The organism is Ruegeria sp. CDSA236 (assembly GCF_059611285.1).
Genome location: NZ_JBXWPG010000001.1, coordinates 269,009 through 292,925 on the forward strand (window position 1 = coordinate 269,009; position 23,917 = coordinate 292,925).

General features: G+C 56.5%; 24 protein-coding genes and 1 tRNA gene. 17 read left to right on the forward strand and 8 right to left on the reverse strand.

Annotated elements, in window-relative coordinates; translation table 11 throughout:
* Window positions 1-120: 120 nt before the first annotated feature.
* The gene (locus AC2FLB_RS01395) at window positions 121-555 is read left to right on the forward strand and encodes a hypothetical protein (protein WP_496675753.1); all 435 of its coding nucleotides are present in this window, start codon (window positions 121-123) and stop codon (window positions 553-555) included.
* Window positions 556-567: 12 nt separating this feature from the next.
* Here AC2FLB_RS01395 and AC2FLB_RS01400 read toward each other — a convergent pair.
* From AC2FLB_RS01400 to pdxH, 4 genes are all read right to left on the reverse strand, one after another.
* A tRNA-Pro gene (locus tag AC2FLB_RS01400) sits at window positions 568-644 on the reverse strand.
* A gap of 43 nt (window positions 645-687) precedes the next feature.
* Complete coding sequence (locus AC2FLB_RS01405; protein ID WP_281972048.1) at window positions 688-1,155, reverse strand: DUF192 domain-containing protein; 468 nt, start codon at window positions 1,153-1,155, stop codon at window positions 688-690.
* A gap of 6 nt (window positions 1,156-1,161) precedes the next feature.
* Window positions 1,162-1,668: a cold-shock protein gene (locus AC2FLB_RS01410; protein WP_282021219.1), complete on the reverse strand. Its 507-nt coding sequence runs from the start codon at window positions 1,666-1,668 to the stop codon at window positions 1,162-1,164.
* A 142-nt stretch (window positions 1,669-1,810) separates the two neighbouring features.
* Window positions 1,811-2,416, reverse strand: a complete 606-nt coding sequence (gene pdxH / locus AC2FLB_RS01415) for a pyridoxamine 5'-phosphate oxidase (RefSeq protein WP_496691194.1) — start codon at window positions 2,414-2,416, stop codon at window positions 1,811-1,813.
* A 135-nt stretch (window positions 2,417-2,551) separates the two neighbouring features.
* Between pdxH and fabI the strand changes: the two genes are divergently transcribed.
* From fabI to trpE, 5 genes are all read left to right on the forward strand, one after another.
* A complete protein-coding gene (fabI, locus tag AC2FLB_RS01420; protein WP_142633624.1) occupies window positions 2,552-3,358 on the forward strand; it encodes an enoyl-ACP reductase FabI in 807 nt (268 codons plus the stop codon).
* Between the two features lie 3 nt (window positions 3,359-3,361).
* Entirely contained in the window at window positions 3,362-3,871 is a 510-nt protein-coding gene (gene gpt, locus AC2FLB_RS01425) for a xanthine phosphoribosyltransferase (protein ID WP_496688181.1), read from the forward strand.
* A 36-nt stretch (window positions 3,872-3,907) separates the two neighbouring features.
* Window positions 3,908-5,083 (forward strand): aminotransferase, encoded by a 1,176-nt coding sequence (locus tag AC2FLB_RS01430; RefSeq protein ID WP_496708485.1) that lies wholly within the window; start codon window positions 3,908-3,910, stop codon window positions 5,081-5,083.
* Window positions 5,084-5,164: 81 nt separating this feature from the next.
* Complete coding sequence (locus tag AC2FLB_RS01435) at window positions 5,165-7,006, forward strand: peptidylprolyl isomerase (RefSeq protein ID WP_496708486.1); 1,842 nt, start codon at window positions 5,165-5,167, stop codon at window positions 7,004-7,006.
* Between the two features lie 14 nt (window positions 7,007-7,020).
* Window positions 7,021-8,532 carry an anthranilate synthase component I gene (gene trpE, locus AC2FLB_RS01440; RefSeq protein ID WP_142633617.1) on the forward strand — a complete coding sequence of 504 codons (1,512 nt, stop codon included), beginning with the start codon at window positions 7,021-7,023 and terminating at the stop codon, window positions 8,530-8,532.
* 50 nt (window positions 8,533-8,582) lie between these two features.
* Here the strand turns inward: trpE and AC2FLB_RS01445 are convergent, their stop codons facing one another.
* The gene (locus tag AC2FLB_RS01445) at window positions 8,583-9,974 is read right to left on the reverse strand and encodes a divergent polysaccharide deacetylase family protein (protein ID WP_496708487.1); all 1,392 of its coding nucleotides are present in this window, start codon (window positions 9,972-9,974) and stop codon (window positions 8,583-8,585) included.
* A gap of 193 nt (window positions 9,975-10,167) precedes the next feature.
* Here AC2FLB_RS01445 and AC2FLB_RS01450 point away from each other — a divergent pair, with 193 nt between their 5' ends.
* From AC2FLB_RS01450 to lexA, 6 genes are all read left to right on the forward strand, one after another.
* Complete coding sequence (locus tag AC2FLB_RS01450; RefSeq protein ID WP_142633613.1) at window positions 10,168-10,749, forward strand: anthranilate synthase component II; 582 nt, start codon at window positions 10,168-10,170, stop codon at window positions 10,747-10,749.
* Window positions 10,746-11,765 carry an anthranilate phosphoribosyltransferase gene (gene trpD, locus AC2FLB_RS01455; RefSeq protein ID WP_496708488.1) on the forward strand — a complete coding sequence of 340 codons (1,020 nt, stop codon included), beginning with the start codon at window positions 10,746-10,748 and terminating at the stop codon, window positions 11,763-11,765. The genes AC2FLB_RS01450 and trpD overlap by 4 nt, the downstream gene beginning before the upstream one ends.
* The gene (trpC, locus tag AC2FLB_RS01460) at window positions 11,762-12,574 is read left to right on the forward strand and encodes an indole-3-glycerol phosphate synthase TrpC (RefSeq protein WP_282021215.1); all 813 of its coding nucleotides are present in this window, start codon (window positions 11,762-11,764) and stop codon (window positions 12,572-12,574) included. Before trpD ends, trpC begins: the two co-directional genes overlap by 4 nt.
* Window positions 12,574-13,047, forward strand: a complete 474-nt coding sequence (gene moaC, locus AC2FLB_RS01465) for a cyclic pyranopterin monophosphate synthase MoaC (RefSeq protein ID WP_496708489.1) — start codon at window positions 12,574-12,576, stop codon at window positions 13,045-13,047. Before trpC ends, moaC begins: the two co-directional genes overlap by 1 nt.
* Window positions 13,044-14,216, forward strand: coding sequence for a molybdopterin molybdotransferase MoeA (locus AC2FLB_RS01470; RefSeq protein ID WP_496708490.1), 1,173 nt, complete (start codon window positions 13,044-13,046; stop codon window positions 14,214-14,216). Before moaC ends, AC2FLB_RS01470 begins: the two co-directional genes overlap by 4 nt.
* A 77-nt stretch (window positions 14,217-14,293) precedes the next feature.
* Window positions 14,294-14,992 carry a transcriptional repressor LexA gene (gene lexA / locus AC2FLB_RS01475; RefSeq protein WP_281972042.1) on the forward strand — a complete coding sequence of 233 codons (699 nt, stop codon included), beginning with the start codon at window positions 14,294-14,296 and terminating at the stop codon, window positions 14,990-14,992.
* Window positions 14,993-14,995: 3 nt separating this feature from the next.
* Here the strand turns inward: lexA and AC2FLB_RS01480 are convergent, their stop codons facing one another.
* Window positions 14,996-17,011 (reverse strand): ComEC/Rec2 family competence protein, encoded by a 2,016-nt coding sequence (locus AC2FLB_RS01480; protein ID WP_496708491.1) that lies wholly within the window; start codon window positions 17,009-17,011, stop codon window positions 14,996-14,998.
* A gap of 78 nt (window positions 17,012-17,089) precedes the next feature.
* On the opposite strand from AC2FLB_RS01480, the gene gltX reads away from it, so the two are divergent.
* Together gltX and gltA are read left to right on the forward strand one after the other, a co-directional pair.
* Window positions 17,090-18,490 (forward strand): glutamate--tRNA ligase, encoded by a 1,401-nt coding sequence (gene gltX / locus AC2FLB_RS01485; protein ID WP_496688195.1) that lies wholly within the window; start codon window positions 17,090-17,092, stop codon window positions 18,488-18,490.
* A 121-nt stretch (window positions 18,491-18,611) separates the two neighbouring features.
* Window positions 18,612-19,907 carry a citrate synthase gene (gene gltA, locus AC2FLB_RS01490; RefSeq protein ID WP_281972039.1) on the forward strand — a complete coding sequence of 432 codons (1,296 nt, stop codon included), beginning with the start codon at window positions 18,612-18,614 and terminating at the stop codon, window positions 19,905-19,907.
* 53 nt (window positions 19,908-19,960) lie between these two features.
* Here the strand turns inward: gltA and AC2FLB_RS01495 are convergent, their stop codons facing one another.
* Window positions 19,961-21,046, reverse strand: coding sequence for a PA0069 family radical SAM protein (locus AC2FLB_RS01495; protein ID WP_496691186.1), 1,086 nt, complete (start codon window positions 21,044-21,046; stop codon window positions 19,961-19,963).
* Window positions 21,047-21,326: 280 nt separating this feature from the next.
* On the opposite strand from AC2FLB_RS01495, the gene AC2FLB_RS01500 reads away from it, so the two are divergent.
* Window positions 21,327-22,025 (forward strand): corrinoid protein, encoded by a 699-nt coding sequence (locus AC2FLB_RS01500; RefSeq protein ID WP_271947279.1) that lies wholly within the window; start codon window positions 21,327-21,329, stop codon window positions 22,023-22,025.
* A gap of 154 nt (window positions 22,026-22,179) precedes the next feature.
* Complete coding sequence (locus tag AC2FLB_RS01505; RefSeq protein WP_496700427.1) at window positions 22,180-22,842, forward strand: DUF1638 domain-containing protein; 663 nt, start codon at window positions 22,180-22,182, stop codon at window positions 22,840-22,842.
* On the opposite strand, the gene AC2FLB_RS01510 is transcribed toward AC2FLB_RS01505, so the two are convergent.
* Window positions 22,839-23,249: a SufE family protein gene (locus AC2FLB_RS01510; RefSeq protein WP_496691184.1), complete on the reverse strand. Its 411-nt coding sequence runs from the start codon at window positions 23,247-23,249 to the stop codon at window positions 22,839-22,841. The genes AC2FLB_RS01505 and AC2FLB_RS01510 overlap by 4 nt on opposite strands.
* A 139-nt stretch (window positions 23,250-23,388) precedes the next feature.
* Here AC2FLB_RS01510 and AC2FLB_RS01515 point away from each other — a divergent pair, with 139 nt between their 5' ends.
* Window positions 23,389-23,913 (forward strand): hypothetical protein, encoded by a 525-nt coding sequence (locus AC2FLB_RS01515; RefSeq protein ID WP_496691183.1) that lies wholly within the window; start codon window positions 23,389-23,391, stop codon window positions 23,911-23,913.
* The last annotated feature ends 4 nt before the right edge of the window (window positions 23,914-23,917 follow it).

The following is a 23,917-nucleotide window of genomic DNA, read 5'->3' on the forward strand; positions in this document are numbered from 1 at the left end:
ATCGGGATTTGATAAACCAGCCTTAAGATGTCTAGGTTGAAATAGAATCAGCATCCGGCCGATTTCGACATTATTCAGAGGTGCGCGTAAAAGCACATCCAACAAAGGGCAGACCGATCAATGACCGCGTTTCGAATAATTTCCCTGTTTGCCCTAATCGTGGCCTGCACACCACAAGAAACGCCCGCCACATCGCGCAGCGCGCAGTTCTCGGCCTTTCCCGACAAGTTATTTGCTACGTTCGAGACATCATGCAACGGCCCGGGTGAGGAATTTAGGAAAATCGGAAATCGTCAGTTCGAGTGTCAGGAACTTCTGCCTCCGAAGACCACAGCCTACCTGATTCTCAATTATGACGGCTATCCACAGAACCTACCCAAAAGTGTGACTCGGCTGACCGCCGAAAAAAATGCAGGTGGCTATCTGGTTGAAGCGGATCTTTTTTTTAATGTGCCGCGCGAAACAGGGCCTGCTGCAAAAGTCCCTGTAGAAAGCAAAGAATTGGATAAAACCCTTAGCGCCATCTATCGAACGATGGGTGGGTCGCCATTTTAGTTTTTGAAGAAGTGGTCGGGGCGGCAGGATTCGAACCTACGACCCCCTGTACCCAAAACAGGTGCGCTACCAGACTGCGCCACGCCCCGAACCGTGCGCCTTCCTAACCGTGCCGTTCTGATTTGAAAAGCCCTAACAGGGCCAAATTGCCGGACCATGTGAAAAAACTTTGTGCTGGATCTGTGTTCCGGGCGTGATCAGATAACGATCTGCGAGACCAGCGTTGATTTCCAACACCGCGAATACCGAATCGCCCCCTCCGATGGGGGTCAAATCACCGGGAATCGCGTTGTGATGAACTTTCGTTACCATACCCGTCTTATCTATGAAGATCAGGTCCAGAGGAATCAGCGTGTTCTTCATCCAGAACGCAACAGGTTGCGGCGGGTCGAATACAAACAGCATTCCTGAACGTACCGGAAGCGATTCTCGAAACATGAGTCCGCGCGATCGCTCCTGTGGCGACACGGCGAGTTCAATATCAAAGCCGATTTGGGACTTATCATTTTTCAGGCTAACACGATCTGTACGACAGGCGGCGTCTGCGCCACCGGCCCAAAGTAACAGGACAACAGTCAGAACCTTGAAAAGCCCTGCCATGACAGATCAGTCATCCATAGCTGCTTCCCAGGCCATAACCTGGGCCGCCATCCGACCACGCTGTCCGTCTATGACCCGCATGGCCAATGCTTCACCGGGTTGCAGATCCGCAAGCCCCGAACGGCGTAGAACCTCAATATGCAGGAACACATCCTCGCCACGCCCGAATACATTAGCGAAGCCAAACCCTTTGCCCTTGTCGAACCACTTAACCCGCGCAGCCACCAAAGGGGCCGCTGCAATCTCAACTGGATCAAGTTCAGCAAAATCCGCGAGCATCATCGTATCGGCGCGCGCTGGCGGATCGACGCTGATGACTTCGACAGCCTGCACACCGCGATCAGTGCGATGCGTCATAATTTCGATGCCCGCCCCGTCTGCAACCGAGCTTTGACCGAAATTACGCAAAACGTTTACGTGCAGCAGAATATCCGGCCCACCTTCATCCGATACGACAAAGCCGTATCCTTTGGCAGGGTCGAACCATTTAACGTGTCCTCGGACGCGGTACATGTTGTTCAGATCTTCTGGCACTGTGGTCCCACTGCGTTTTTTTTCACTTTATTAAGGGTCCGATGTGTATGGGATTGACGCGCAAATTCAAGGTGAAAAATCCCTTTGTTATCTGCGCATTGCAATTCGCGACACGTGAACGTCATGGATTCAACCTCTGAATCTGCCATTCGGAAGCAGCGTCATCCCGGCACCACCTGAACCTGTCATGCAGACGAAATGCGCCGTCTGCCCAGAATTCGATTTCCGTCGGCACAAGCCGGTAACCACCCCAAAATTTAGGGCGCGGAGGGTTAGGGCCAAGCCTTGCGGTCACTTTCGCCACATCCGCCATCAGCGCGGAACGGCTGCTAAGCGGCTGAGATTGCTTGGACGCCCATGCACCAAGCCGACTTTTCAATGACCTGGAGGCATAATATTCATCAGCCTTTGGTCCATCCTCGCGCGTGATTGTACCACGAACGCGGACTTGACGCCGCAAAGATTTCCAATGCATCACGAAGGCCGCCTTGCCAGCATTGTCCAACTCGCCTGCCTTGGCACTTTCGTAATTTGTGTAGAAAACGAAGGCGTCGGCTTCGATCTCTTTCAACAGCACCATTCGTACATTGGGCATACCATCTTCGCCCACGGTTGCCAGTGCAATCGCGTTAGGATCGTTGGGTTCACTTTTCACAGCTTCGCCCAGCCACCGCCCTGCTATTGCAAATGGGTCGGTTCCTGCGAAGATGCCATCACGTTCGCTCATTTCCATCCCCTGGAAACTATTGAGGGATACCCTAGGGCGAGTTCCCGCCACGGGCAAGAGTGCACGGCCTTGAAGCAGACCAGCCAATGGCATAAACCAACGCAACATAACGCGAAGACAGGCGGAGAACCGAACATGTCAAATCAGTTGATGGCCGGAAAGCGCGGCCTCATCATGGGACTGGCCAATGACAAATCAATCGCATGGGGAATCGCCCGCGCCTTGTCCGAGGCCGGGGCCGAGTTAGCATTCTCATATCAAGGGGATGCCTTGAAAAAGCGCGTTGACCCTCTGGCGGCACAGCTGGGCAGTGAAATCGTCCTGCCCTGCGATGTCAGCGATGAAGCCTCGATCGACGGATTGTTCGATGCGCTGTCCGAGAAATGGGGAAAGCTGGACTTTGTTGTCCACGCAATCGGTTTTTCAGACAAGAATGAGCTACGCGGGCGCTACGTTGATACGTCGCGGGCGAATTTCAACCTAACGATGGACGTGTCGGTTTATTCCTTTACCGCCGTAATGCAGCGTGCCGAAAAGATGATGACCGAAGGCGGCAGCGCCATCACCCTGACCTATTACGGTGCCGAACAGGTGATGCCGCATTATAATGTCATGGGCGTTGCCAAAGCCGCGCTGGAAGCATCGGTCAAATATCTGGCCGAGGATTTAGGCAAGGACGGCATTCGTGTAAATGCGATCTCGGCCGGGCCGATCAAGACGCTGGCCGCCAGCGGCATCGGCGACTTTCGCTATATCATGAAGTGGAACGAATATAACTCACCCCTGCGCCGCAATGTGACCATCGACGATGTGGGCAACTCGGCGCTGTATCTGCTTTCCGATCTAAGCGGCGGTGTCACTGGTGAGAACCTGCATGTGGATTCGGGATACCACATCGTCGGTATGAAAGCCGTTGATGCTCCAGACGTTGAGAAGGGTTGAATCATGAGTGCCAAGGACCGCCTGCCCCACGAAAAAGGCTTTCACATCAGCTGGGATCAGATTCACCGCGATTCCCGAGCGCTCGCTTGGCGGCTGGATGGGCAAGGTCCGGATGATGGAGCCTGGCGTGGCGTCGTTGCCATTACCCGTGGCGGCATGGCACCGGCGATGATTGTCAGCCGCGAGCTGGACATTCGCACAGTCGACACGATCAGCGTGCGCTCCTACCATCATCAGGATCAAGGCGAAGCCGAAGTGCTCAAAGCGCCCGACGCTGACCTCATGGGCGACGGCACCGGAATCCTGATCGTCGACGATCTGGTCGACAGTGGCAAAACTCTGGAACTGGTACGGGCGATGTATCCCAAGGCGCATTTCGCGACGGTTTATGCCAAGCCGAAAGGCCGCCCGATGGTTGACACTTTCATCACCGAAGTCAGCCAGGACACCTGGATTTTCTTCCCGTGGGATATGGCTTTGCAATATGTCGAACCCTACCGGGGCACGGATTGATCCGGCCCAAGCGCAGCAACTGACTGGGGCGCTGAGATGACCCGGACACGCACTGCCGCCACCTTTCCGCCCCCAGTCATGGAGGCGCGCCGGTGGATCGAAGGCGTGACCTTCCCTGAAGAGCGGCCCTTGATAAACGTAAGTCAGGCGGCCCCCGTCGATCCGCCTCCACTTGAGATGCGTCAGGTGATGGCGGCTTATGCGTCGACCGAGGATTCCGCTCATCTCTATGGCCCGGTTCTGGGCAACAGCGCCCTCAGGTCTGAGCTTGCCAGCCAGATTTCGGGTCATTATGGCGCACCTGTCGTACAGGAACAGGTTGCCATTACCTCTGGCTGCAATCAGGCCTTCGCCGCTGCGATTTCCTCCATCACAGACCAAGGGGATGAAGTCATTCTGCCCACGCCGTGGTATTTCAACCATAAAATGTGGCTGGATATGACAGGTGTTAACGCCATTGATCTGAGAACTGATGATGGACTGTTGCCAGAGGTGAACGCGGCGCGGGATTTGATAACGGATAAGACCCGCGCCATTGCTCTGGTCACCCCGAACAATCCCGGCGGTGTCGAATACCCGGCTGAGCTGCTGCGCGCGTTTTTCGAACTGTCGCGCGAAACCGGAATTAAGCTTTTGGTTGATGAGACCTACCGCGATTTCGACAGCCGCAGCGGCCCGCCCCACGATCTGTTCGCTCAGCCGGGCTGGGATGACACTCTGATTCATCTATATTCGTTTTCAAAGGCCTACCGTCTGACTGGTCACCGAGTAGGTGCTGTTGCGACCAGTCCGTCGCTGCTGTCTGAGATTGAGAAATTTCTGGATACCGTCGCGATCTGTCCAAACCAAATCGGTCAGTTTGGTGCGCTTTGGGGGATGCAAAACCTGTCGCAATGGCTGGCCGATGAACGAAGGGAAATCCTCGACCGTCGCGCTGTCATTACAAGACAACTTCCCAAACTGACCAGTAAAGGATGGCGGTTGCTTGGGTTGGGCGCCTATTTTGCCTATTTCGAACACCCGTTTGACATCTCTTCGGATGATTTGGCCCGTCGGATGGTCACGGATGCCAGCATTCTGTTGCTGCCAGGCACGATGTTCATGCCCGATCACGACCCGGCCGGGAAACGACAAGTCCGCATCGCATTTGCCAATCTTGATCGCAACGGAATTACGGAATTGTTTGACCGCCTGCACGCTCTCTCCTTCTAAGCTTGCCCCCCGGCGGTGCGCGTCGTATTCAGGGCCGCAACCGACAGGGCAAATACTCGCCGAATAAAACAAGAGGGCACCATGGCCGCAGGCATGAAAAATCTATCAAAGACCTTTGTCTGGATCCTCATGGGTCTTTTGATGCTGGGCCTTGCAGGATTTGGCGCGACCAGCCTGACTGGAACTGTGCACACTGTGGCGCAGGTGGGCAACGAAGATATCTCGATTGACGATTACGTCCGCGAACTTCAGCGAGAAATCCGCGCGGTCGAAAGCCAGACCGGCCAGCCCCTGCAAATGTCACAGGCCCGCGATTTTGGCTTGGACCAGCTGGCTCTGTCGCGCCTCACCGCGCTGGCGGCTCTGGATAACGAAGTTGGTCTGCTGGGTATTTCGATCGGCGATGAAAATTTGCAGGAAGAAATCGTCTCGATCCCTGCGTTTCAGGGGCCGGATGGTTCTTTCGACCGTGAGGCATATCGCTTTCAGCTTGAACAGGTTGGCATGACCGACACCGAGTTTGAAACCGATCTGAGGAAAGAATCCGCACGGACCATCGTGCAGGATGCCGTGGTCAGCGGAGTAGAAATGCCCTCGATCCTAACTGAAGTTCTGACAGACTTTGTCGGTGCGCGCCGCAGCTTTACTGTTGCAACCGTTTCACCTGAAGCTTTGGCAGAGCCGATTGCAACCCCAACCGATGAACAAATCCAGGCCTATTACGACGAGAACCAGGACCAGTTTTCCCTGCCCCGCACCAAAAAGCTGACCTATACGATTCTGTCGCCCAATATGCTGCTGGATAGTGTCGAGGTGGACGAAGATTCAGTTCTCCGGCTTTTCGAACAGCGCGCAGACGAGTTTCAGCAACCCGAACGCCGCCTTGTTGAACGCCTTTCTTTTTCTGATGACGCCGCTGCGCAAGATGCCATGGCACAGATTGAAGTTGGCGGGACAACCTTCGAACAACTTGTCCGTGACCGTGAGCTTGAACTGAGCGACGTGGATCTGGGCGACGTTACCCGCGACGACCTAGGCGATGCGGCCGAGGCCATTTTCGCGGCTGAACTGGACACTGTTGTTGGACCTCTGCCCTCGGTATTCGGCCCTGCCCTTTTCCGCATTAACGGCTCGCTGGCTGAGAACAACACTCCCTTCGAAGACGCCGCCCCAGCTCTGCGCGAAGAGTTGGCCGCAGACCGTGCGCGCCGCCAGATCGAGGCTCAGTCCGAAGACATCAATGACCTGCTTGCAGGCGGGGCAACACTTGAGGAGTTGGCAGCCGAGACCGGGATGGAGCTGGGACAGATCGACTGGACTCGCGCCAGTCAGGATGGCGCGGCCGCATATGACGGTTTCCGCAGTGCAGCCGAAGCCGTGCAAGACGGGGATTTTCCCGAGATTGCATTCCTTGAGGACGGTTCGATCTTTGCGCTGCGCCTGAACGAAACGCTGCCTCGTCGGCCTGAACCGCTGGAATCAGCGCGTGATCGCGTTGCGGCGGCCTGGACACAGGTTCAAACTGACAAAGCGTTGGAAGACCACGCGAATGCCGTGTTGGAGCAGTTGCAGGAGAACGGGGATTTCACCACGACCGGCCTACCTCACCGCGTGGAAAACGCTCTGACACGAACTGCATTTCTAGAAGATGTACCCGCAGGTTTCATGCCGGAAGTGTTCGACATGGAACTAGGAAGCTATCGTGTCGTTCCCGGTGCCGGGGTCGCGTTGATCGTTCGACTTGACGAATTGTTGCCCCCTGCCGAGACCGATGAACGCCGTCAGGTTCAACAAGCGCTTGCCGCTCAGCTGAATCAGGCTCTGGCACAGAACATTTTCGATGCCTATGTTCGCGACGCCCAGGCCCGCGCCCGTCCTGTGGTGGATCAGCAAGCACTGAACGCCGTTCAGGCGAGCTATTAATTAAGAGACCGAATATGGCCCTGACCCCAGAGTTTGACAGCTTCGCCCGTGCTTATGAGGCCGGCGAGAACCAGGTCGTTTACACCCGTCTGGCAGCCGATCTTGATACGCCTGTCTCCTTGATGCTGAAACTGACCGGCGCGCAAAAAGACGCCTTTATGCTCGAGTCGGTAACTGGCGGCGAGGTCCGCGGACGGTATTCGATCATTGGTATGAAACCCGACCTGATCTGGCGCTGTCGCGCTGAGACCTCGGAACTGAACCGCTCGGCCCGGTTCGACCCGGACGCTTTCACGGCGCAGGATGGCGATCCGATGGACAACCTTCGGACGCTTCTGGCCGAAAGCCGGATCGAGCTGCCTGACGACCTTCCACAAGCTGCGGCGGGACTATTTGGCTATCTCGGTTATGACATGGTGCGCTTGGTCGAGCATCTGCCGAACATCAACCCCGACCCTCTAGGCCTGCCGGATGCCGTCATGCTGCGCCCTTCTGTCGTCGCGGTTCTGGATGGTGTGAAGGGCGAAGTCACGGTCGTTTCCCCCGCCTGGGTCAGCGATGGCCAGTCGGCCAAGGCTGCATATGCCCAGGCAGCCGAGCGCGTTATGGACGCAGTGCGCGATCTGGAGCGGGCGATGCCTGCTGAAACACGCGACCTTGGCGATGCGTACGAAGTCGCCCCGCCCGTCTCGAATTTTACCAAATCCGGCTATCTGGAAGCGGTCGAGAAGGCCAAGGAATACATCCGCGCTGGTGATATCTTTCAGGTAGTGCCAGCGCAGCGCTGGACGCAGGATTTCCCGCTGCCTCCATTTGCGCTGTACCGGTCGCTGCGGCGAACAAACCCGTCGCCCTTCATGTTCTATTTTAACTTTGGCGGGTTTCAGGTGATCGGCGCCAGCCCGGAAATCCTGGTGCGCGTGTTTGGCAATGAAGTCACCATACGACCCATCGCCGGGACGCGTCCACGTGGAGCGACCCCGGAAGAGGACAAGGCTTACGAAATAGAATTGCTGGCCGACAAGAAAGAACTGGCCGAACATCTGATGCTGTTGGATCTAGGCCGCAATGACACCGGGCGGGTTTCAAAGATCGGAACGGTGCGCCCGACCGAAGAGTTCATCATTGAACGGTACAGCCATGTTATGCACATCGTTTCAAACGTTGTGGGTGAGTTGGCCGAGGGTAAAGATGCGCTGGACGCCTTTTTTGCGGGAATGCCCGCGGGGACTGTCTCGGGCGCCCCCAAGGTACGAGCCATGGAAATCATTGATGAGCTTGAGCCGGAAAAACGCGGTGTCTACGGCGGCGGCGTCGGCTATTTCAGTGCCGGCGGAGACATGGACATGTGTATCGCCCTGCGAACGGCCATCGTTCAGGATCAAAAGCTATATATTCAGGCCGGTGGTGGCGTTGTGTATGATAGCGATCCAGAGGCTGAATTCATGGAAACCGTCCACAAGTCCAACGCCATCAGACGCGCTGCGGCTGACGCGGCCCGATTTACGCTGTCCGGCAAGAATTGATAAAGGCAGCCCGTCTGGGCTGCCTGTTTCGGGGAAGGATGTGATCGGGCTTATTGTGCCCCTTGCATCATCACCGCCGAAATAGGCGCCATTGCTACGCGGCCTCCGCGATCTTCCAGACCCCAAAGCAGCAAGGCGGATATGGTATCCGGGCGCAACCGGCCCAACATGACAACAGTGCCTTCCTGCCCGGCCCGGAACGCAGCCTGATCCAGGAAACGTCGCATGATTTTTGCATCCTGCCGCGCGCCGTCGATATCCCTGAAAATTACCGCAGACGGAATTCCATTACGGGAGGCCAACTTCTGAACCGTGTTGAGCCCGTTATCCTGAGTGATCAGTCCTCGACCCGTTCCACCGGCGATGGCGGCGACCTGATCCGCCAGTTTCCGGTTACCCTGGATGCCGGATCCATCACCTTCAAGAATTCCTACCGTTTCGGGCAACGCTTCAAGCCACACCGAAAGCGATACCTCAGCATCCTGTGCGCTGGCCGCCTTGGGCAGGTCAGCAGTGACCATCACTTCGAACCCGGCCGCCCGATGTCGAGCCATTTTCTCAGCTGCATCGGGGTCTGATGGGCGCACCGCAAACGTAAGCGGATATGGGAAATCCTGAAGCGCCTCGGCGCCATATGCACCCTCATCGTCAATCAGAATGATCGACATGAGGGGTTTGGAATCCGGATTGTCAAACTTCTCTGCGAAGGCCTCGATCGGTTTACCTACAGGAACCTCTTCCTGCGGATCTTGGGCTGCTTCATCATCTCGTTCAGTCAAAGGCACTACACGACGCCCGATAGTGGTATTTCCCGACGAGTTGTCCTCTGCGCCGATCTGCGGAACTGAGGCGATACGCGGTAGCGGCTGACTGGGCAGCGTGTCCTCGTCCCCTTCCACTGCGATTGGGTTATCCTCCGGATTCACCTCCAGCTCGATTGATTCCGAAGGCGAGACTTCGGGCAAGGGCTCGGCAAGAGCAACCTGATCAGCCGGTGGCTCAGGGGCATCTTCTGCGGCATCTGGGCTGAGGTCGGCAAGCGGCGCAGGCTGAACGGGGACAGGCATTCGCGGAACGACAGGGGCCTCACTCGAGATGCTTACGGAATCCGCCTCGCTCGGTGTTGGCGCTTCGACCGGAACGCTTACGTCATTCACTACCGGCTGGCTGTCCGGGGCGTTCTCAGCTTCGGATAAACCGGCCAGAGAATCCTCTTCTTCGACTTCATTCTCGGGCGTCTGCGCAGGGAGTTTGAGCAGATTGGCATCTGCACCCGCCTCAGCGACAACCTCGGAGCTCTCCGACGTCTGCACTGGTGCAGGTTCTGGTGCGACTGTCGCTATGGACGGCTTTTTCGACAGCGGCGCGTTGAGCGATAAGACTGCCCCCAGCACCACAACGACAACTGCGCCTGCGATCATTCCGCCGACAAATCCGCCCATAATATTTGCCTCTCGCCTTAGTCCTGCTGCCTTGCCCTTGCACCATCTGTTGTGGCACCTGCCTGCTGGACCGCCAAGTTCGGGATGCACCCTTGACGCTGCCCCACAAGCCTGAGCATGTATGTGCCAACACTATACCGTGGCCTTGGGTTGCATCGCCAGCCCGAAATGCCCAACACGAGACAAGAGCCAAATGCTGCTGCTGATCGACAACTACGACTCATTTACCTACAACCTGGTACATTATTTAGGCGAACTTGGCTCGGAAATGGTCATTCGAAGGAATGACGCGCTGGACGTGCAAGAAGCGATGGCCATGAACCCCGCTGGCATCCTGCTCAGCCCTGGCCCTTGCGACCCTGACCGGGCAGGCATTTGCCTTGCCCTGACCGAGGCAGCCGCCGAAACACGGACGCCTTTGTTGGGTGTCTGCCTTGGCCATCAGACCATAGGTCAGGTTTTCGGTGGGAAAGTCACGCGTTGCCATGAGATTGTGCATGGAAAAATGGGAACAATGCACCACACCGGTAAAGGTGTGTTCGCGGGCCTGCCCACGCCGTTTGAGGCGACGCGCTATCATTCGCTGATTGTGGATCGCGATACCCTGCCCGATTGCCTGGAGATTACGGCGGAATTGGAAGATGGCACCATAATGGGCCTCCAGCACCGCGAACTGCCCATTCATGGCGTACAGTTCCACCCGGAATCCATCGCTTCCGAGCACGGCCACGCGTTGCTCAAGAATTTCCTGTCCGAGATGAAAGTTCCCGCATGAGTGACGCCCTGAAACCGCTGATCGGAGTTGCCGCCGACCGCCCCCTGACACGCGCCGAAGCGGAAGAAGCCTTTGGGATCCTGTTTGACGGCGCCGCAACACCCAGCCAGATCGGCGGGCTTTTGATGGCTATGCGCACACGCGGTGAGACCGTCGATGAATATGCCGCCGCCGCTGCCGTGATGCGTGCAAAATGCAATGCAGTTCAGGCACCAGCTGGCGCGATGGATATCGTAGGCACCGGCGGTGACGGCAAGGGAACGCTGAATATCTCGACAGCGACCGCCTTTGTGGTTGCGGGTGCCGGTGTCACCGTGGCCAAACACGGCAACCGGAACCTGAGTTCTAAATCCGGAGCCGCAGATGCGCTAGGTCAGCTGGGTATCAACGTTATGGTCGGCCCGCAAACCGTTGAAAATGCACTGCAAGATGTCGGCATCGGATTCATGATGGCCCCCATGCATCACCCGGCGATTGCGCATGTCATGCCCACCCGGCAAGAGCTCGGGACACGGACGATCTTTAACATTCTCGGTCCGCTGACCAATCCGGCAGGCGTCAAGCGGCAGTTGACCGGAGCCTTTAGCCGAGAGTTGATCCGCCCGATGGCCGAAACGTTGGGCCTGCTTGGGTCCGAACGCGCATGGCTGGTGCACGGATCGGACGGCACAGACGAATTGACCATCACGGGTATCAGTTGGATTGCGGCCCTCGAAGACGGCACAATTAAAGAGGTCGAGCTTCACCCAGAAGATGCAGGGCTGCCGGTACATCCCTTCGAGGACATTCTCGGCGGAACCCCCGAGGAAAACGCAGTAGCCTTCCGAGCTCTTCTAGACGGTGAGGCCTCCGCCTATCGCGATGCAGTATTGTTGAATGCCGCAGCAGCCCTGGTCGTCGCAGAGGCCGCTGCTGATCTGCGCGAAGGTGTCGCAAAAGCCGCTGAAAGTATCGACAGCGGAAAAGCCAAAGACAAGATCGCGGCCCTGGCCCGCATTACTCAGGAGGCCGCATGACCGAAACGGTTCTGGACAAAATCAAAGCTTACAAGCTCGAAGAGGTCGCTTCGGACAAGGCCAATAAGTCTCTGGAAGCTGTTGAAAACGAAGCAAGATCAGCCTCTGAACCGCGCGGATTCGCATCGGCGTTGCAAATGGCTGTACGTAGCGGGTACGGGCTGATTGCAGAAGTCAAAAAAGCCAGCCCCTCCAAAGGTCTGATCCGCGCTGACTTTGATCCACCAGCACTTGCACAAGCTTACGAAGAAGGCGGCGCTGCCTGCCTTTCCGTGTTGACCGACACGCCCAGCTTTCAGGGTGCCAAAGAGTTTCTGGTTCAGGCACGCGCAGCCTGTTCTTTGCCGGTTCTACGCAAAGATTTCATGTACGATCCCTATCAGGTGGCCGAAGCCCGCGCTCTTGGGGCGGATTGTATTTTGATCATCATGGCATCGGTTGATGACAGCCAGGCGGCTGAGTTGGAACAGACCGCCTTTGACTGGGGCATGGACGTTCTGATTGAAGTTCATGATGAAGCCGAGCTGGAACGAGCAACGCAGCTCAAAAGCCCGTTGATTGGGATAAACAACCGTAATCTCAAGACCTTCGAGACCACTCTTGATACGACACGCCGCCTGTCAAAACTAGTTCCCGCTGACCGGACCATCGTTTGCGAAAGCGGGTTGAGCACACCAGCAGACTTGGCCGATATCGCCCGTTACGGTGCGCGTTGTTTTCTAATTGGCGAGAGCCTGATGCGTCAGGAAGACGTCGCAGCAGCGACACACGATCTGCTGTCGCGTCCGCTCAGCCCGGGTGTGATGTGATGCCGCTGACTCACTTCGATGCCCAGGGACAGGCTCATATGGTCGATGTGTCGAACAAGCCCATCACGGATCGTGTCGCCGTCGCAGCGGCTCGTATCACGATGGCACAAGATACGTTCGACTTGATCGCAGAAGGTCGCGCTAAAAAAGGTGACGTCTTGGGGGTGGCACGTCTGGCCGGAATCATGGGGGCAAAGAAGACACCCGATCTGATCCCGCTATGTCACCCACTGCCAGTGACCAAAGTTACCGTAGACCTGACACTGGACCCAGAATTACCCGGCATACAGGTACAAGCAACCGTCAAGACATCTGGTCAAACCGGCGTGGAAATGGAGGCGCTGACTGCGGCCTCAACTGCCGCACTGACCATATACGACATGGCCAAAGCCGTCGATAAGGCAATGGAAATTAGCGGCATTCGCGTCTTGCTAAAAGATGGTGGTAAGTCAGGCCGTTACGAGGCGAAATGATAACCGTTGAAAGCGCCCGGGCGCAGCTATTCGATCTTGTAAACACCCTCCCCTCGGAGACGGCTCCCTTGATGGATGCGGCGGGTAGAGTACTGGCCGAGAATGTAGCAGCCACACGCGATCAGCCGCCATTCGCTTCGTCTTCTATGGATGGCTACGCGGTAAAGTCGACCGAGGTCGAGCTGCACGCCATGTTCAAAGTCATTGGCGAGGCTGCGGCCGGTCGGCGATTTGACGGTCAGGTTGGACCCGGACAGGCGGTTCGGATCTTCACTGGCGCCCCTATTCCTGAAGGTGCAGATTTTGTTGTCATTCAAGAGGATGTTGATCGCCGAGGTGACCTAATCACCATTTCTGATCTGCCGGGCCCTAAATCCAACATTCGTCCAAAAGGCGTCGATTTCGAAATTGGCGCCAAGATGTCGGCCCCACGCCGTTTGCGCCCCGAGGATCTGGCGCTTTTGGCGGCGATGAATATCCCCATGGTGCCGGTTGCACGTAAACCCGTGGTCGCGCTGATCGCAACCGGGGATGAATTGATCATGCCCGGCGAAACACCGGGACCGGATCAGATAATCGCCTCAAACACCTTTGGTATCAAAGCCTTGCTAGAGGATGTTGGAGCGCATGTGCGGGTTCTGCCCATCGCCTCTGACACGGTTTCGTCCCTCGAGACCGCCTTTGCCCTAGCAGCCGACGTTGATTTGGTGGTTACGATCGGCGGTGCCTCGGTTGGGGATTATGATCTTGTCTCTCAGGTCACCACCGCACTGGGGTTGGAGCGGAGTTTTTACAAAATCCGCATGCGCCCCGGCAAACCGCTGATGGCCGGTCGCTTGGGCGATAGCGTGATGGTTGGACTTCCGGGTAATCCGGTCAGCGCAATGGTTTGCAGCTATCTGTTTCTTGCCCCGATGATCCGTAAGATGCTGGGCCTGGAACAGGTTCTGACCCCGCTTCAAAGCGCCAATTTAACTAAGGCTATCCCAGCGAATGGGCCGCGCGAGCATTACATGCGCGCTATCGTGACTGGTGATGGAATTAAAGCCTGCCAAAACCAGGACAGTTCGCTGCTCAGCGTGCTTGCCGAAGCAAACGCGCTTTTGGTTCGGCAACCGAATGATCCGGCGCACCAGGCCGGTGACAAAGTGATGTTCCTCCCGATCTGAGTCCCTACAAGATCATTGACACAAAACGTGAACATGCGTAGAACAAAAGAAAACGCATGAGCGACGAGGTGTGAGCAATGCTGACCAAGAAGCAGTTGGATTTGTTGGAGTTCATCCATAAACGCGTTCAGGCGGATGGCGTCCCCCCAAGTTTCGATGAAATGAAAGCTGCGCTGGACCTGCGGTCCAAATCCGGCATCCATCGGTTGATCACAGCGCTTGAAGAACGCGGCTTTATCCGTCGTCTGGCCCATCGTGCCCGTGCCATCGAAATCGTCAAACTTCCTGAAAGCCTGGGAGGAGAGCCAACAGTCGCTTTCAAACCCCGTGTTATCGAAGGTGACAAGCCCGAAGGCAGACGCCCCGCGAATTTCGAACCAGTGACCGTAGACGCAATGGAATTGCCGGTCATGGGACGCATCGCAGCAGGTGTTCCGATCGAGGCGATCAGCCATGTGTCGCACCGCGTTGCCGTCCCCGGAAGCATGGTTTCCGGCAGAGGCGAGCACTACGCACTTGAAGTACGCGGCGATTCGATGATTGACGCTGGCATCAACGACGGCGATGTGGTCGTCATCCGCGAAACCTCCGCGGCTGATAATGGCGATATCGTTGTCGCGCTGGTCGAAGATCAGGAAGCAACGCTCAAACGGTTCTATCGGAGAGGTCAGGCGATAGCGCTTGAGGCTGCCAACCCGGCCTATGAAACGCGTGTACTGCCCGAAGATAAGGTCAAGGTTCAGGGCCGTTTGGTTGGGCTGATCCGAAGCTATTGATCTTTAGTTGTCTGGCGACCACAGCCTTTTGCCTATGACTTGGGCACTGGTCATTACGTTTCCACCGGACAGTGCAATACTTCCTGTCTTGTTCAACAACTCGGGATCAATCACCATACAGGTGCCGGACAGCTGGACCGGAACAGCAGAGATGACGATTTGGTCATCTCCACATTCGCTGAATTCGCGCGCAGATCGTTTGCCAGTGAGGTGAATCAGCTCTTTGCCCTGCCAGAAATATCTTTGCGACAAATCTTTCCCATCGGGCCAGCGATTTGCGGCAGTTTTCTGGCTCGCGCCGTCTCCGTCGTTTTCAAGCCATACGGTTGCAATAAATTTGCTGCCCTTTTCCTTGCTCAGCGCGCGCCCCTGATCAGTCATCACACCAACTAACCCACCGGAGTCTGCGACCAAAACTTCCGGACGGTTACCCTGCCCCCAAAGCGCAATCGCCACCATGCAAGGTGCGACGCCGACCCACCTTGCCCCACCGCGCCACAAGGCGATCCAGAGCGCGCCCAATGCAAATATGGGCAAGACGTAGGACGGTGGACTGACCACATAACCTTGCGCACCTTCCAGTCTCGAGATCCAGTCTGAAACCGCCAGAATCCATTCCAACCCTGCCCCCATGACCGCCAGCCCAATCCACTCAAGCCCGAATGGCGCCAGGATTGCGGCAATAACGGCCGCAGGAACCACGACGGTTCCCATCACCGGGACCGACAGCATATTCGCAACCAGCCCATAGTGAGACAGTGAATTGAAATGCGCCGCCCCAATCGGTGCGGTGGCAAGCCCCGCTATGGCAGATGACATCAACACCCCGATAATGGGCCGTAGCCATTTTGGCCCGAAAGCAGAACCGAAACCGCGTAAGGCTCCGAAAACGGCCACCAGTGCCGTTGTTGCAGCAAAGGACATCTGAAAACCGGGACTTAACAGAGATTCTGGTCGCAACGACAGCACGATAAGGGCAGCGACGGCCACCGCGCGTAGCGAAATTGACCTTCTGTCGATCAAAATGGCCCCCAGCATTACGCTGACCATGATAAAGGCCCGCTCTGTTGCGACATTCCCGCCAGACAGCAATAGATAAACAACCGCCGCGACCAAGGCGCAAACCGCTGCAATCTTGCGGACCGGAAGTCTAAGAGCGAGCACCGGGACAGCAGACAGCGTGACCCTGCAGATCAGATAAACAAAACCTGTCAGCAACCCCATATGCAATCCGGATATCGCCAACAGATGAGCCAGATTAGATGCCCGTAGATTGTTCAGCGTTTCCTGCCCCATTCCGCTGCGATCACCCGTCGTGACAGCCGCGGCGAAACCTCCGACCTCTCCAGGCAGCAATGCGCGCACATGTTCAGAAATCGCCATCCTCCACGCCGTGATGCGGAGATTGGTCCTGTCCGGCGGGGCAACCGACAACACCGGTACGCGCGTGTATCCGACCGCCCCTAAACGCTGAAACCATGCGTGGCGACGGAAATCGAAACCGCCGGGCTCTACCGGCCCCTGAGGCGGCGACAGATGACCTGTTGTCATGATCCTTTGCCCAGGAACCAGCGCGACATCCCCACCATGCAGGGAAAGTCGGACGCGCCGCGGTCGTCGATCCAAGGGCACGTCCCCTAATCGCACCCGATCGAGCGTCACCCGCAGCGCATCCGACGCAGAGCGGTCTATGGCGACAACACGTCCCTCGACCGGGCCATAGTACCGCCAAGACAGAACCGGCTCTGCCACCGTATGGGCACGTGCGCCGGCCAGGATAAACCCGGCAGCGATCAGCGTCCCCCCGATTGCCAACGAAGCCCAGCCAGACCGCGATTTGCGGGCCATCCCCATAGCCGCAACAATCACCGCGCTGAAACAAATGTAAATCTGCCACCCCGGCTCGAACCGGAGCGCGAAATACAGGCCGATGCCAATGGCCAAGCACACTGGTGACCACTGAAACAAATAGCCTGTCTGGCTCAGCAATGCGGTCTCGACCCGTGCCAGAACACGCATGGTTGCCCCCGTCCTTCGGGCTCGTTAGACAGGCGCCAAGTTAAGCCCGACACGGTTACCAAAAGGTTAATCCACACTATGTCCGATCAGGTCGTCACCCGTTTTGCACCTTCACCCACTGGTTTTCTTCACATCGGCGGCGCGCGCACTGCATTGTTCAACTGGCTCTTTGCTCGGGGACGTGGTGGCAAGTTCTTATTGCGGATTGAAGACACGGACCGCGAACGCTCAACCCCAGAGGCTACTGCAGCAATTCTTCAGGGGATGTCCTGGTTGGGCCTGGACCATGATGGCGATGTGATCAGCCAATTCGAAGGCGCCCCGCGTCATGCTGAAGTGGCACATCAGCTGCTGGCGGACGGCAAAGCCTACAAATGTTTTTCGACCCAGGACGAGATCACAGCCTTTCGCGAACAGGCGCGTGCAGAGGGAAAATCGACACTGTTCCAGAGCCCCTGGCGCGACGCTGACCCTTCGACCCAACCTGACGCCCCATATGCGATCCGCATAAAGGCACCGCGGGACGGGGTCACCGTGATCCGCGATCAGGTTCAGGGCGACGTGACAATCCGCAACGATCAGTTGGACGACATGATCCTGCTGCGCTCGGACGGAACACCGGTTTATATGCTGGCGGTTGTTGTGGATGATCACGACATGGGTGTGACCCATGTTATCCGGGGCGACGATCACCTGAATAATGCCGCACGCCAGATGATGATCTATGAAGCCATGGGTTGGGATGTTCCGGTCTGGGCACATATTCCGCTGATTCATGGCCCGGACGGCAAGAAACTATCCAAACGTCACGGAGCTTTGGGTGCCCAAGAATATCAGGCGATGGGGTACCCGGCCGCGGGTATGCGCAACTATCTAGCCCGTCTCGGCTGGAGCCATGGGGATGACGAATTCTTTACTGATGAGCAGGCGAAAGAGTGGTTCGATCTGGCTGGAATCGGTAAAAGCCCTGCACGGTTCGATCTGAAAAAGCTCGAGAATCTATGTGGTCAGCATATTCCAATCACTGGCGATGCCGCGTTGCGGCAGGAAATTCAGGGATACCTGGCGGCGGCGGGACTGCCCGCTCTCACCAATGCACAATCAGGTGATCTGGAACGTGCGATGTATTGCCTCAAGGATCGGGCACGCACATTCCCGGAACTCCTTGAAAAAGCGCATTTTGTGCTGACGTCACGCCCGATCAAACCTGATGAGAAGGCTGCAAAGGCGCTGTCCTCTGTATCCGACGGTATACTGAGTGAATTGACGCCGCACGTGCAAAATGCTAGCTGGACCCGGAACGAACTGGAGAGTGCCCTGAACTCGTTTGCAGAAGCGAAAGGGCTAAAGTTTGGCAAGCTGGCAGGGCCATTGCGCGCTGCATTGGCTGGTCGGGCTGTAACGCCTTCGGTTTTTGATATGATGCTTGTGCTTGGGCGGGATGAAACCCTGGCACGGCTCTCCGACGCAGCGACATAACCAAAGGTTTCACATTTGGGTAACGCTGCTCCGCTAACACCCGGGCTGCGCCCCTGTGCGCAACCGTTGCCCGCCGAAACGGACGACGATCCGTTTCACGTATGAATGAGGAAGGGACATTATGACCGACAGCAATAAATCAGCCACTTTGACCGTACATGGTAAAACATACGAGTTGCCGGTTCATTCGCCTACCGTGGGACCTGATGTCATCGACATCCGCAAGCTGTACAGCGAAGCGGATGTGTTCACCTATGACCCCGGCTTCACCTCGACAGCCAGCTGCGACAGCACCATCACCTATATCGACGGCGAAAAAGGTGAACTGTTGCACCGTGGCTATCCGATCGACCAGTTGGCCGAGAAATCGCATTTCCTCGAAGTGTGCTACCTGCTGCTTTACGGAGAGCTGCCGGCGGCCAAGGAACTGGAAAAGTTTGAAACCACGATCACCCGCCACACCATGCTGCACGAACAGATGCAATATTTCTATCGTGGCTTCCGCCGTGATGCGCATCCGATGGCGATCATGGTTGGTGTCGTGGGCGCGATGTCTGCGTTCTATCACGATTCGACCGATGTTTCGGACCCGCATCAGCGTGAGGTCGCATCCCATCGTCTGATCGCCAAGATGCCGACCATCGCTGCCTGGGCTTACAAGTATCACACCGGTCAGCCCTTCGTGTACCCGCGCAACGATCTGGATTATGCGTCAAACTTCCTGCGCATGTGCTTCAGCGTCCCTGCCGAAGAATATGAGGTGAACCCAATCCTCAGCCGCGCGATGGACCGCATCTTTACTCTGCACGCGGATCACGAACAGAATGCCTCGACTTCGACGGTGCGTCTGGCCTCGTCCTCGGGGGCGAACCCGTTTGCGTGTATTGCCGCTGGTATCGCGTGTCTTTGGGGCCCTGCCCATGGCGGCGCAAACCAGGCCTGCCTTGAAATGCTGGAAGAAATTGGCACGGTTGACCGTATCCCGGAATATATCGCCCGCGCCAAAGATAAGGCCGATCCGTTCCGCCTGATGGGCTTTGGTCACCGCGTCTATAAGAACTTTGACCCGCGCGCCAAGGTTATGAAGCAATCCGCCGACGAAGTGTTGGATCTGCTGGGGATCGAGGACAATCCCAAGCTGCAAGTCGCCAAGGCGTTGGAAAAACAGGCGTTGGAAGATCCGTATTTCTCCGAAAAGAAACTGTTCCCGAACGTGGACTTCTATTCGGGGATCATCCTCGAGGCGATGGGTTTCCCGACGTCGATGTTCACCCCGATTTTCGCACTGTCGCGCACCGTTGGCTGGGTCAGTCAGTGGAAAGAGATGATCGCAGATCCACAGAACAAAATCGGCCGCCCGCGCCAGCTCTATCTGGGCGAAACCAGTCGCGATTACGTGGACATCGAAAAACGCTGATTTCGATCCCCAACAAACCAAACAGCCCCGGACCAGAATCCGGGGCTGATTTGTTAGAACAGCGTCAACTGGTCCCCGGCTTGGGGCGGGATATCGAACAAATCGCACCGCAGCTTCGGGGTGCGCGTTGCAAGGCCCAGTCGCTTTACAGCCAGTGAAAACCGCTTAGCCACCATCTCGGCATATTCGCCCTCACCGCGCATTCGGTGGCCCCAACGCGGATCATAGTCCCGGCCCCCGTGCATTTGCCGAAGCTTGGACATGACTTTTTCGGCGCGCGTTGGCTCTTGCTCTTGCAGCCAGGTTTGCCAAAGTTCCGAAACTTCGCGCGGCAACCGCAGCATAATCCAACTTGCTGCATCCGCCCCGGCATCCCTACCCGCCTCTAACAGGCTTTCCATCTCATGATCTGTCAAACCGGGAATTGAAGGAGAGGTCATGACCCGCACCGGAACCCCCGCTTCGGTCAGCCTGCGAATGATTTTCAGGCGCCGATTTGGCGCGGGTGCCCGTGGCTCCATTCGGCGCGATAAATCCGCATCCAACGTGGTCAGAGATATCCCGACCCGAACCAAACCCTGTTCCGCCATCTGTGCGAGCAGATCGAGATCACGTTCGATCAATGCCCCCTTGGTCACAATCGCAACCGGATGGCGAAACTCTGTAAGCACCGACAAACAAGACCTTGTGATTCCCAGGTTTTTTTCAACAGGCTGATAAGGGTCTGTATTGGTTCCAATCGCAATCGGCGCAACACTGTAACCTTTCGCAGAAAGCTCTTTGCGAAGAAGCTCGGCCGCATTGGGTCGGGCAATCAAGCGCGTCTCAAAATCCAGCCCCGGCGACAGACCCAGATAGGCGTGGCTGGGCCGTGCAAAGCAATAGATGCAGCCGTGCTCGCACCCCCGATAGGGGTTGATCGAACGATCAAATGGCAAGTCGGGGGAGCGGTTATAAGTGATTATGCTGCGTGCCGTCTCGTGCCTGACTTCAGTCCGCAACGGAGGAAGATCGTCATCATACCCCCAGCCGTCATCGCAGGGGATTGTGTCAAACCGTTCGAATCTGCCTGCCGTATTTTCCGTGGCTGCTCGCCCCTTGGCAATGGCCGAAGGAAGGTTTGTTCTACTTTTGTTCATGTCATTTGGTATATGGAATATCGACCGGTCCGGCAAGCGGCACATTTACCTTGCTGAGACAGCATCAGAGCCCCAATCAGCCCCTGGACATTTGGTGCATTTGAACGAATTGCAGGATGTTCATGTGTAAAATGACGTCGAGATAACGACAAATTTGGCCTATAGGTCGGTCTCGGAACTGCCAAGGTCGCAATCGTCACAGTAGTATTACGGCGAAATGGCCAAAACGGAAAAAATGCCACCACGGGCGCAAGGCCCGAACAGCTCAGGGAAACGCCCCATGTCCGATGAAGAAGACATCGTCCTGTCCGAACTGAACGACGACGAACTGGTCGAACAGATGTTCGATGACCTTTACGACGGTCTGAAAGAAGAAATCGAAGAAGGTGTGAACATCCTGCTGGAGCGCGGATGGACACCTTATGACATCCTGACCAAGGCACTGGTCGGCGGCATGACGGTTGTGGGCCACGACTTCCGTGACGGCATTCTGTTCGTACCCGAGGTCTTGCTGGCCGCAAACGCAATGAAGGGCGGCATGTTTATCCTCAAGCCGCTGCTGGCCGAAACCGGCGCACCGCGTGTTGGTAAAATGGTGATCGGCACTGTTAAAGGCGACATTCACGACATTGGCAAAAACCTGGTGTCAATGATGATGGAAGGAGCCGGATTCGAGGTTGTTGATATCGGCATCAACAACCCCGTCGAAAACTATCTGGAAGCGCTTGATACCGAACAGCCCGATATTCTGGGCATGTCGGCCCTGCTGACGACGACCATGCCATATATGAAAGTCGTGATCGACACACTGATCGAACAGGGTAGGCGCGATGACTATATCGTTCTGGTTGGCGGCGCGCCCCTGAACGAAGAGTTCGGCAAGGCGATCGGTGCTGATGCCTATTGCCGTGACGCGGCCGTAGCTGTTGAGACGGCAAAGGATTTTGTTTCGCGCAAGCACAATCAGCTGGCGGGTTGATCGACATCTAAACCATTTCAGGGCCGTCCGGTTTTCGGGCGGCCTTTTTCATTTATTCACCCTACCCTGATCCGAAGCCGACATTATGTGTCGAATACGGGCTTGCCAGCCACCGAATAAGCCGATTTTCTAGATAACGAGAAAGAGGCGCGAAATGACTCAGGACCAACTTCCCGACGACGCCAGCCTGACAACGCAGGGCTATTCAGACCATCACGGCGCAGGGCGAATTCTGTTATTGGCCTGCGGTGCGCTGGCGCGGGAAATCCTGGACCTAAAGCGTCGTAATGGCTGGGATCATATGGAACTGACCTGCTTGCCCGCCATCTTGCACATCCACCCGGAACGGATCACGCAGGCGGTGGAAGAGGCCGTTGCCAAACACCGCGACCAATACGATAAAGTTTATGTCGTCTACGCAGATTGCGGCACCGGTGGCCTGTTACAGAAAGCCTGCGGGGAGATGGGCGTGGAGATGATTAAAGGGCCCCACTGCTATTCTTTCTTCGAGGGGAACCAGGTCTTTGAAAATCGCGGCGAGGATGAAACTACAGCGTTCTACCTAACAGATTTTCTGGCACGTCAATTCGATGCCTTCGTCTGGAAGCCGCTGGGGCTGGATCGCCACCCCGAGCTTAGGGAAATGTATTTCGGCAACTACACGAAACTGGTTTATCAGGCACAGACTGATGATGCGGCTCTGACCGAACGGGCCAAGGAGTGCGCAGACCGAATGGGCCTGGCTTTCGAGCGCCGTTTTACCGGTTATGGTGATCTGCAATCCACGCTGAGCGACTGGGCCAACCGCCCGCTTTAGGCGGCCTCTATCGCGACCTCGCGGATACGGTCGATCATCGCCCTCAAACCGTTAGATCGTTGCGCGGAAAGATGATCGTTTAACCCCAGCCGCGCCAGTTCGCCTCCTGCGTCAACCTGCGGGACTTCTTGAACCGGCAGGCCGTTATATAGGGATCGCAGAACCGCAATCAGCCCCCTCACGATCAGAGCATCACTGTCGCCCTCAAAATGAAAGGTCCCTCCCTCGACACTGGGATGCAGCCAGACCTGGCTGGCGCAACCATGGACTTTGGTTGCAGGCACCTTCAACGCATCATCCAATGGCGCCATCGCTTTCCCCTGCTCGATGACATGGCGGTACCGGTCTTCCCAGTCCTCCAGGAATTCGAAATCTTCGACGATTTCTTCAAAAGCAGGTGTCGCCATCTCGGGGCTGTCCTCTCATTGGGTTCACATTTTTGAACTATGATCCTGACCAGCATCTGTCCAGCCCCCCACGTGGCTTTTCAAACCCGGAAAAGTGCGATAACTCATTGCCATATAGACTGCTCTGGGTGTTGTGACGATGAAGAAATCACTGTCTGTTCTTTTGGCTGCTGCCTTGACCCTGTCGGCTTGCAGCGCTTGGCGTGATTCTCGGGTCAACCCGACAAACTGGTTTGGGTCCAGTACTCCGGCACCCTCTGAAGTATCTGTGAATGATGCCAATGCACTGGTTCCTCAACAAGCCGAAGGTGTTGGCATATTTTCAAAGCCGGAAGCCGTGGACATGAGCTTCCCGATCGCCAAAATCGAAGAACTGCGGATCGATCCAATTCCGAATGGAGCTATCGTTTACACGACTGGGATTGCTGCAAGGCAAGGCGCCTATAATGCGCGGCTTGTTCGTGTTGAAAGCGAAGAGAATGCAAAAAACGGCATTCTCGAATTCACGTTCCGTGTCGACTACCCGTCATATGCGACAAGCCAGGGGACCGAACGGTCCCGAAGGGTATCCAATGCAATCAATATCAGCCGAGACGAGCTTGAAAACATTCGGCTGGTCCGCGTCAAAGGGGAACAAAATGCCCTGGAATCCCGCCGCAGATAATTCC

Bases quoted from the DNA above. Each gene is read 5' to 3' on its own strand.
- AC2FLB_RS01395 (WP_496675753.1), top strand. From the start codon at position 121: ATGACCGCGTTTCGAATAATTTCCCTGTTTGCCCTAATCGTGGCCTGC.
- AC2FLB_RS01405 (WP_281972048.1), bottom strand. From the start codon at position 1,155: ATGGCAGGGCTTTTCAAGGTTCTGACTGTTGTCCTGTTACTTTGGGCC.
- AC2FLB_RS01410 (WP_282021219.1), bottom strand. From the start codon at position 1,668: ATGTACCGCGTCCGAGGACACGTTAAATGGTTCGACCCTGCCAAAGGA.
- pdxH (WP_496691194.1), bottom strand. From the start codon at position 2,416: ATGAGCGAACGTGATGGCATCTTCGCAGGAACCGACCCATTTGCAATA.
- fabI (WP_142633624.1), top strand. From the start codon at position 2,552: ATGTCAAATCAGTTGATGGCCGGAAAGCGCGGCCTCATCATGGGACTG.
- gpt (WP_496688181.1), top strand. From the start codon at position 3,362: ATGAGTGCCAAGGACCGCCTGCCCCACGAAAAAGGCTTTCACATCAGC.
- AC2FLB_RS01430 (WP_496708485.1), top strand. From the start codon at position 3,908: ATGACCCGGACACGCACTGCCGCCACCTTTCCGCCCCCAGTCATGGAG.
- AC2FLB_RS01435 (WP_496708486.1), top strand. From the start codon at position 5,165: ATGGCCGCAGGCATGAAAAATCTATCAAAGACCTTTGTCTGGATCCTC.
- trpE (WP_142633617.1), top strand. From the start codon at position 7,021: ATGGCCCTGACCCCAGAGTTTGACAGCTTCGCCCGTGCTTATGAGGCC.
- AC2FLB_RS01445 (WP_496708487.1), bottom strand. From the start codon at position 9,974: ATGGGCGGATTTGTCGGCGGAATGATCGCAGGCGCAGTTGTCGTTGTG.
- AC2FLB_RS01450 (WP_142633613.1), top strand. From the start codon at position 10,168: ATGCTGCTGCTGATCGACAACTACGACTCATTTACCTACAACCTGGTA.
- trpD (WP_496708488.1), top strand. From the start codon at position 10,746: ATGAGTGACGCCCTGAAACCGCTGATCGGAGTTGCCGCCGACCGCCCC.
- trpC (WP_282021215.1), top strand. From the start codon at position 11,762: ATGACCGAAACGGTTCTGGACAAAATCAAAGCTTACAAGCTCGAAGAG.
- moaC (WP_496708489.1), top strand. From the start codon at position 12,574: ATGCCGCTGACTCACTTCGATGCCCAGGGACAGGCTCATATGGTCGAT.
- AC2FLB_RS01470 (WP_496708490.1), top strand. From the start codon at position 13,044: ATGATAACCGTTGAAAGCGCCCGGGCGCAGCTATTCGATCTTGTAAAC.
- lexA (WP_281972042.1), top strand. From the start codon at position 14,294: ATGCTGACCAAGAAGCAGTTGGATTTGTTGGAGTTCATCCATAAACGC.
- AC2FLB_RS01480 (WP_496708491.1), bottom strand. From the start codon at position 17,011: ATGCGTGTTCTGGCACGGGTCGAGACCGCATTGCTGAGCCAGACAGGC.
- gltX (WP_496688195.1), top strand. From the start codon at position 17,090: ATGTCCGATCAGGTCGTCACCCGTTTTGCACCTTCACCCACTGGTTTT.
- gltA (WP_281972039.1), top strand. From the start codon at position 18,612: ATGACCGACAGCAATAAATCAGCCACTTTGACCGTACATGGTAAAACA.
- AC2FLB_RS01495 (WP_496691186.1), bottom strand. From the start codon at position 21,046: ATGAACAAAAGTAGAACAAACCTTCCTTCGGCCATTGCCAAGGGGCGA.
- AC2FLB_RS01500 (WP_271947279.1), top strand. From the start codon at position 21,327: ATGTCCGATGAAGAAGACATCGTCCTGTCCGAACTGAACGACGACGAA.
- AC2FLB_RS01505 (WP_496700427.1), top strand. From the start codon at position 22,180: ATGACTCAGGACCAACTTCCCGACGACGCCAGCCTGACAACGCAGGGC.
- AC2FLB_RS01510 (WP_496691184.1), bottom strand. From the start codon at position 23,249: ATGGCGACACCTGCTTTTGAAGAAATCGTCGAAGATTTCGAATTCCTG.
- AC2FLB_RS01515 (WP_496691183.1), top strand. From the start codon at position 23,389: ATGAAGAAATCACTGTCTGTTCTTTTGGCTGCTGCCTTGACCCTGTCG.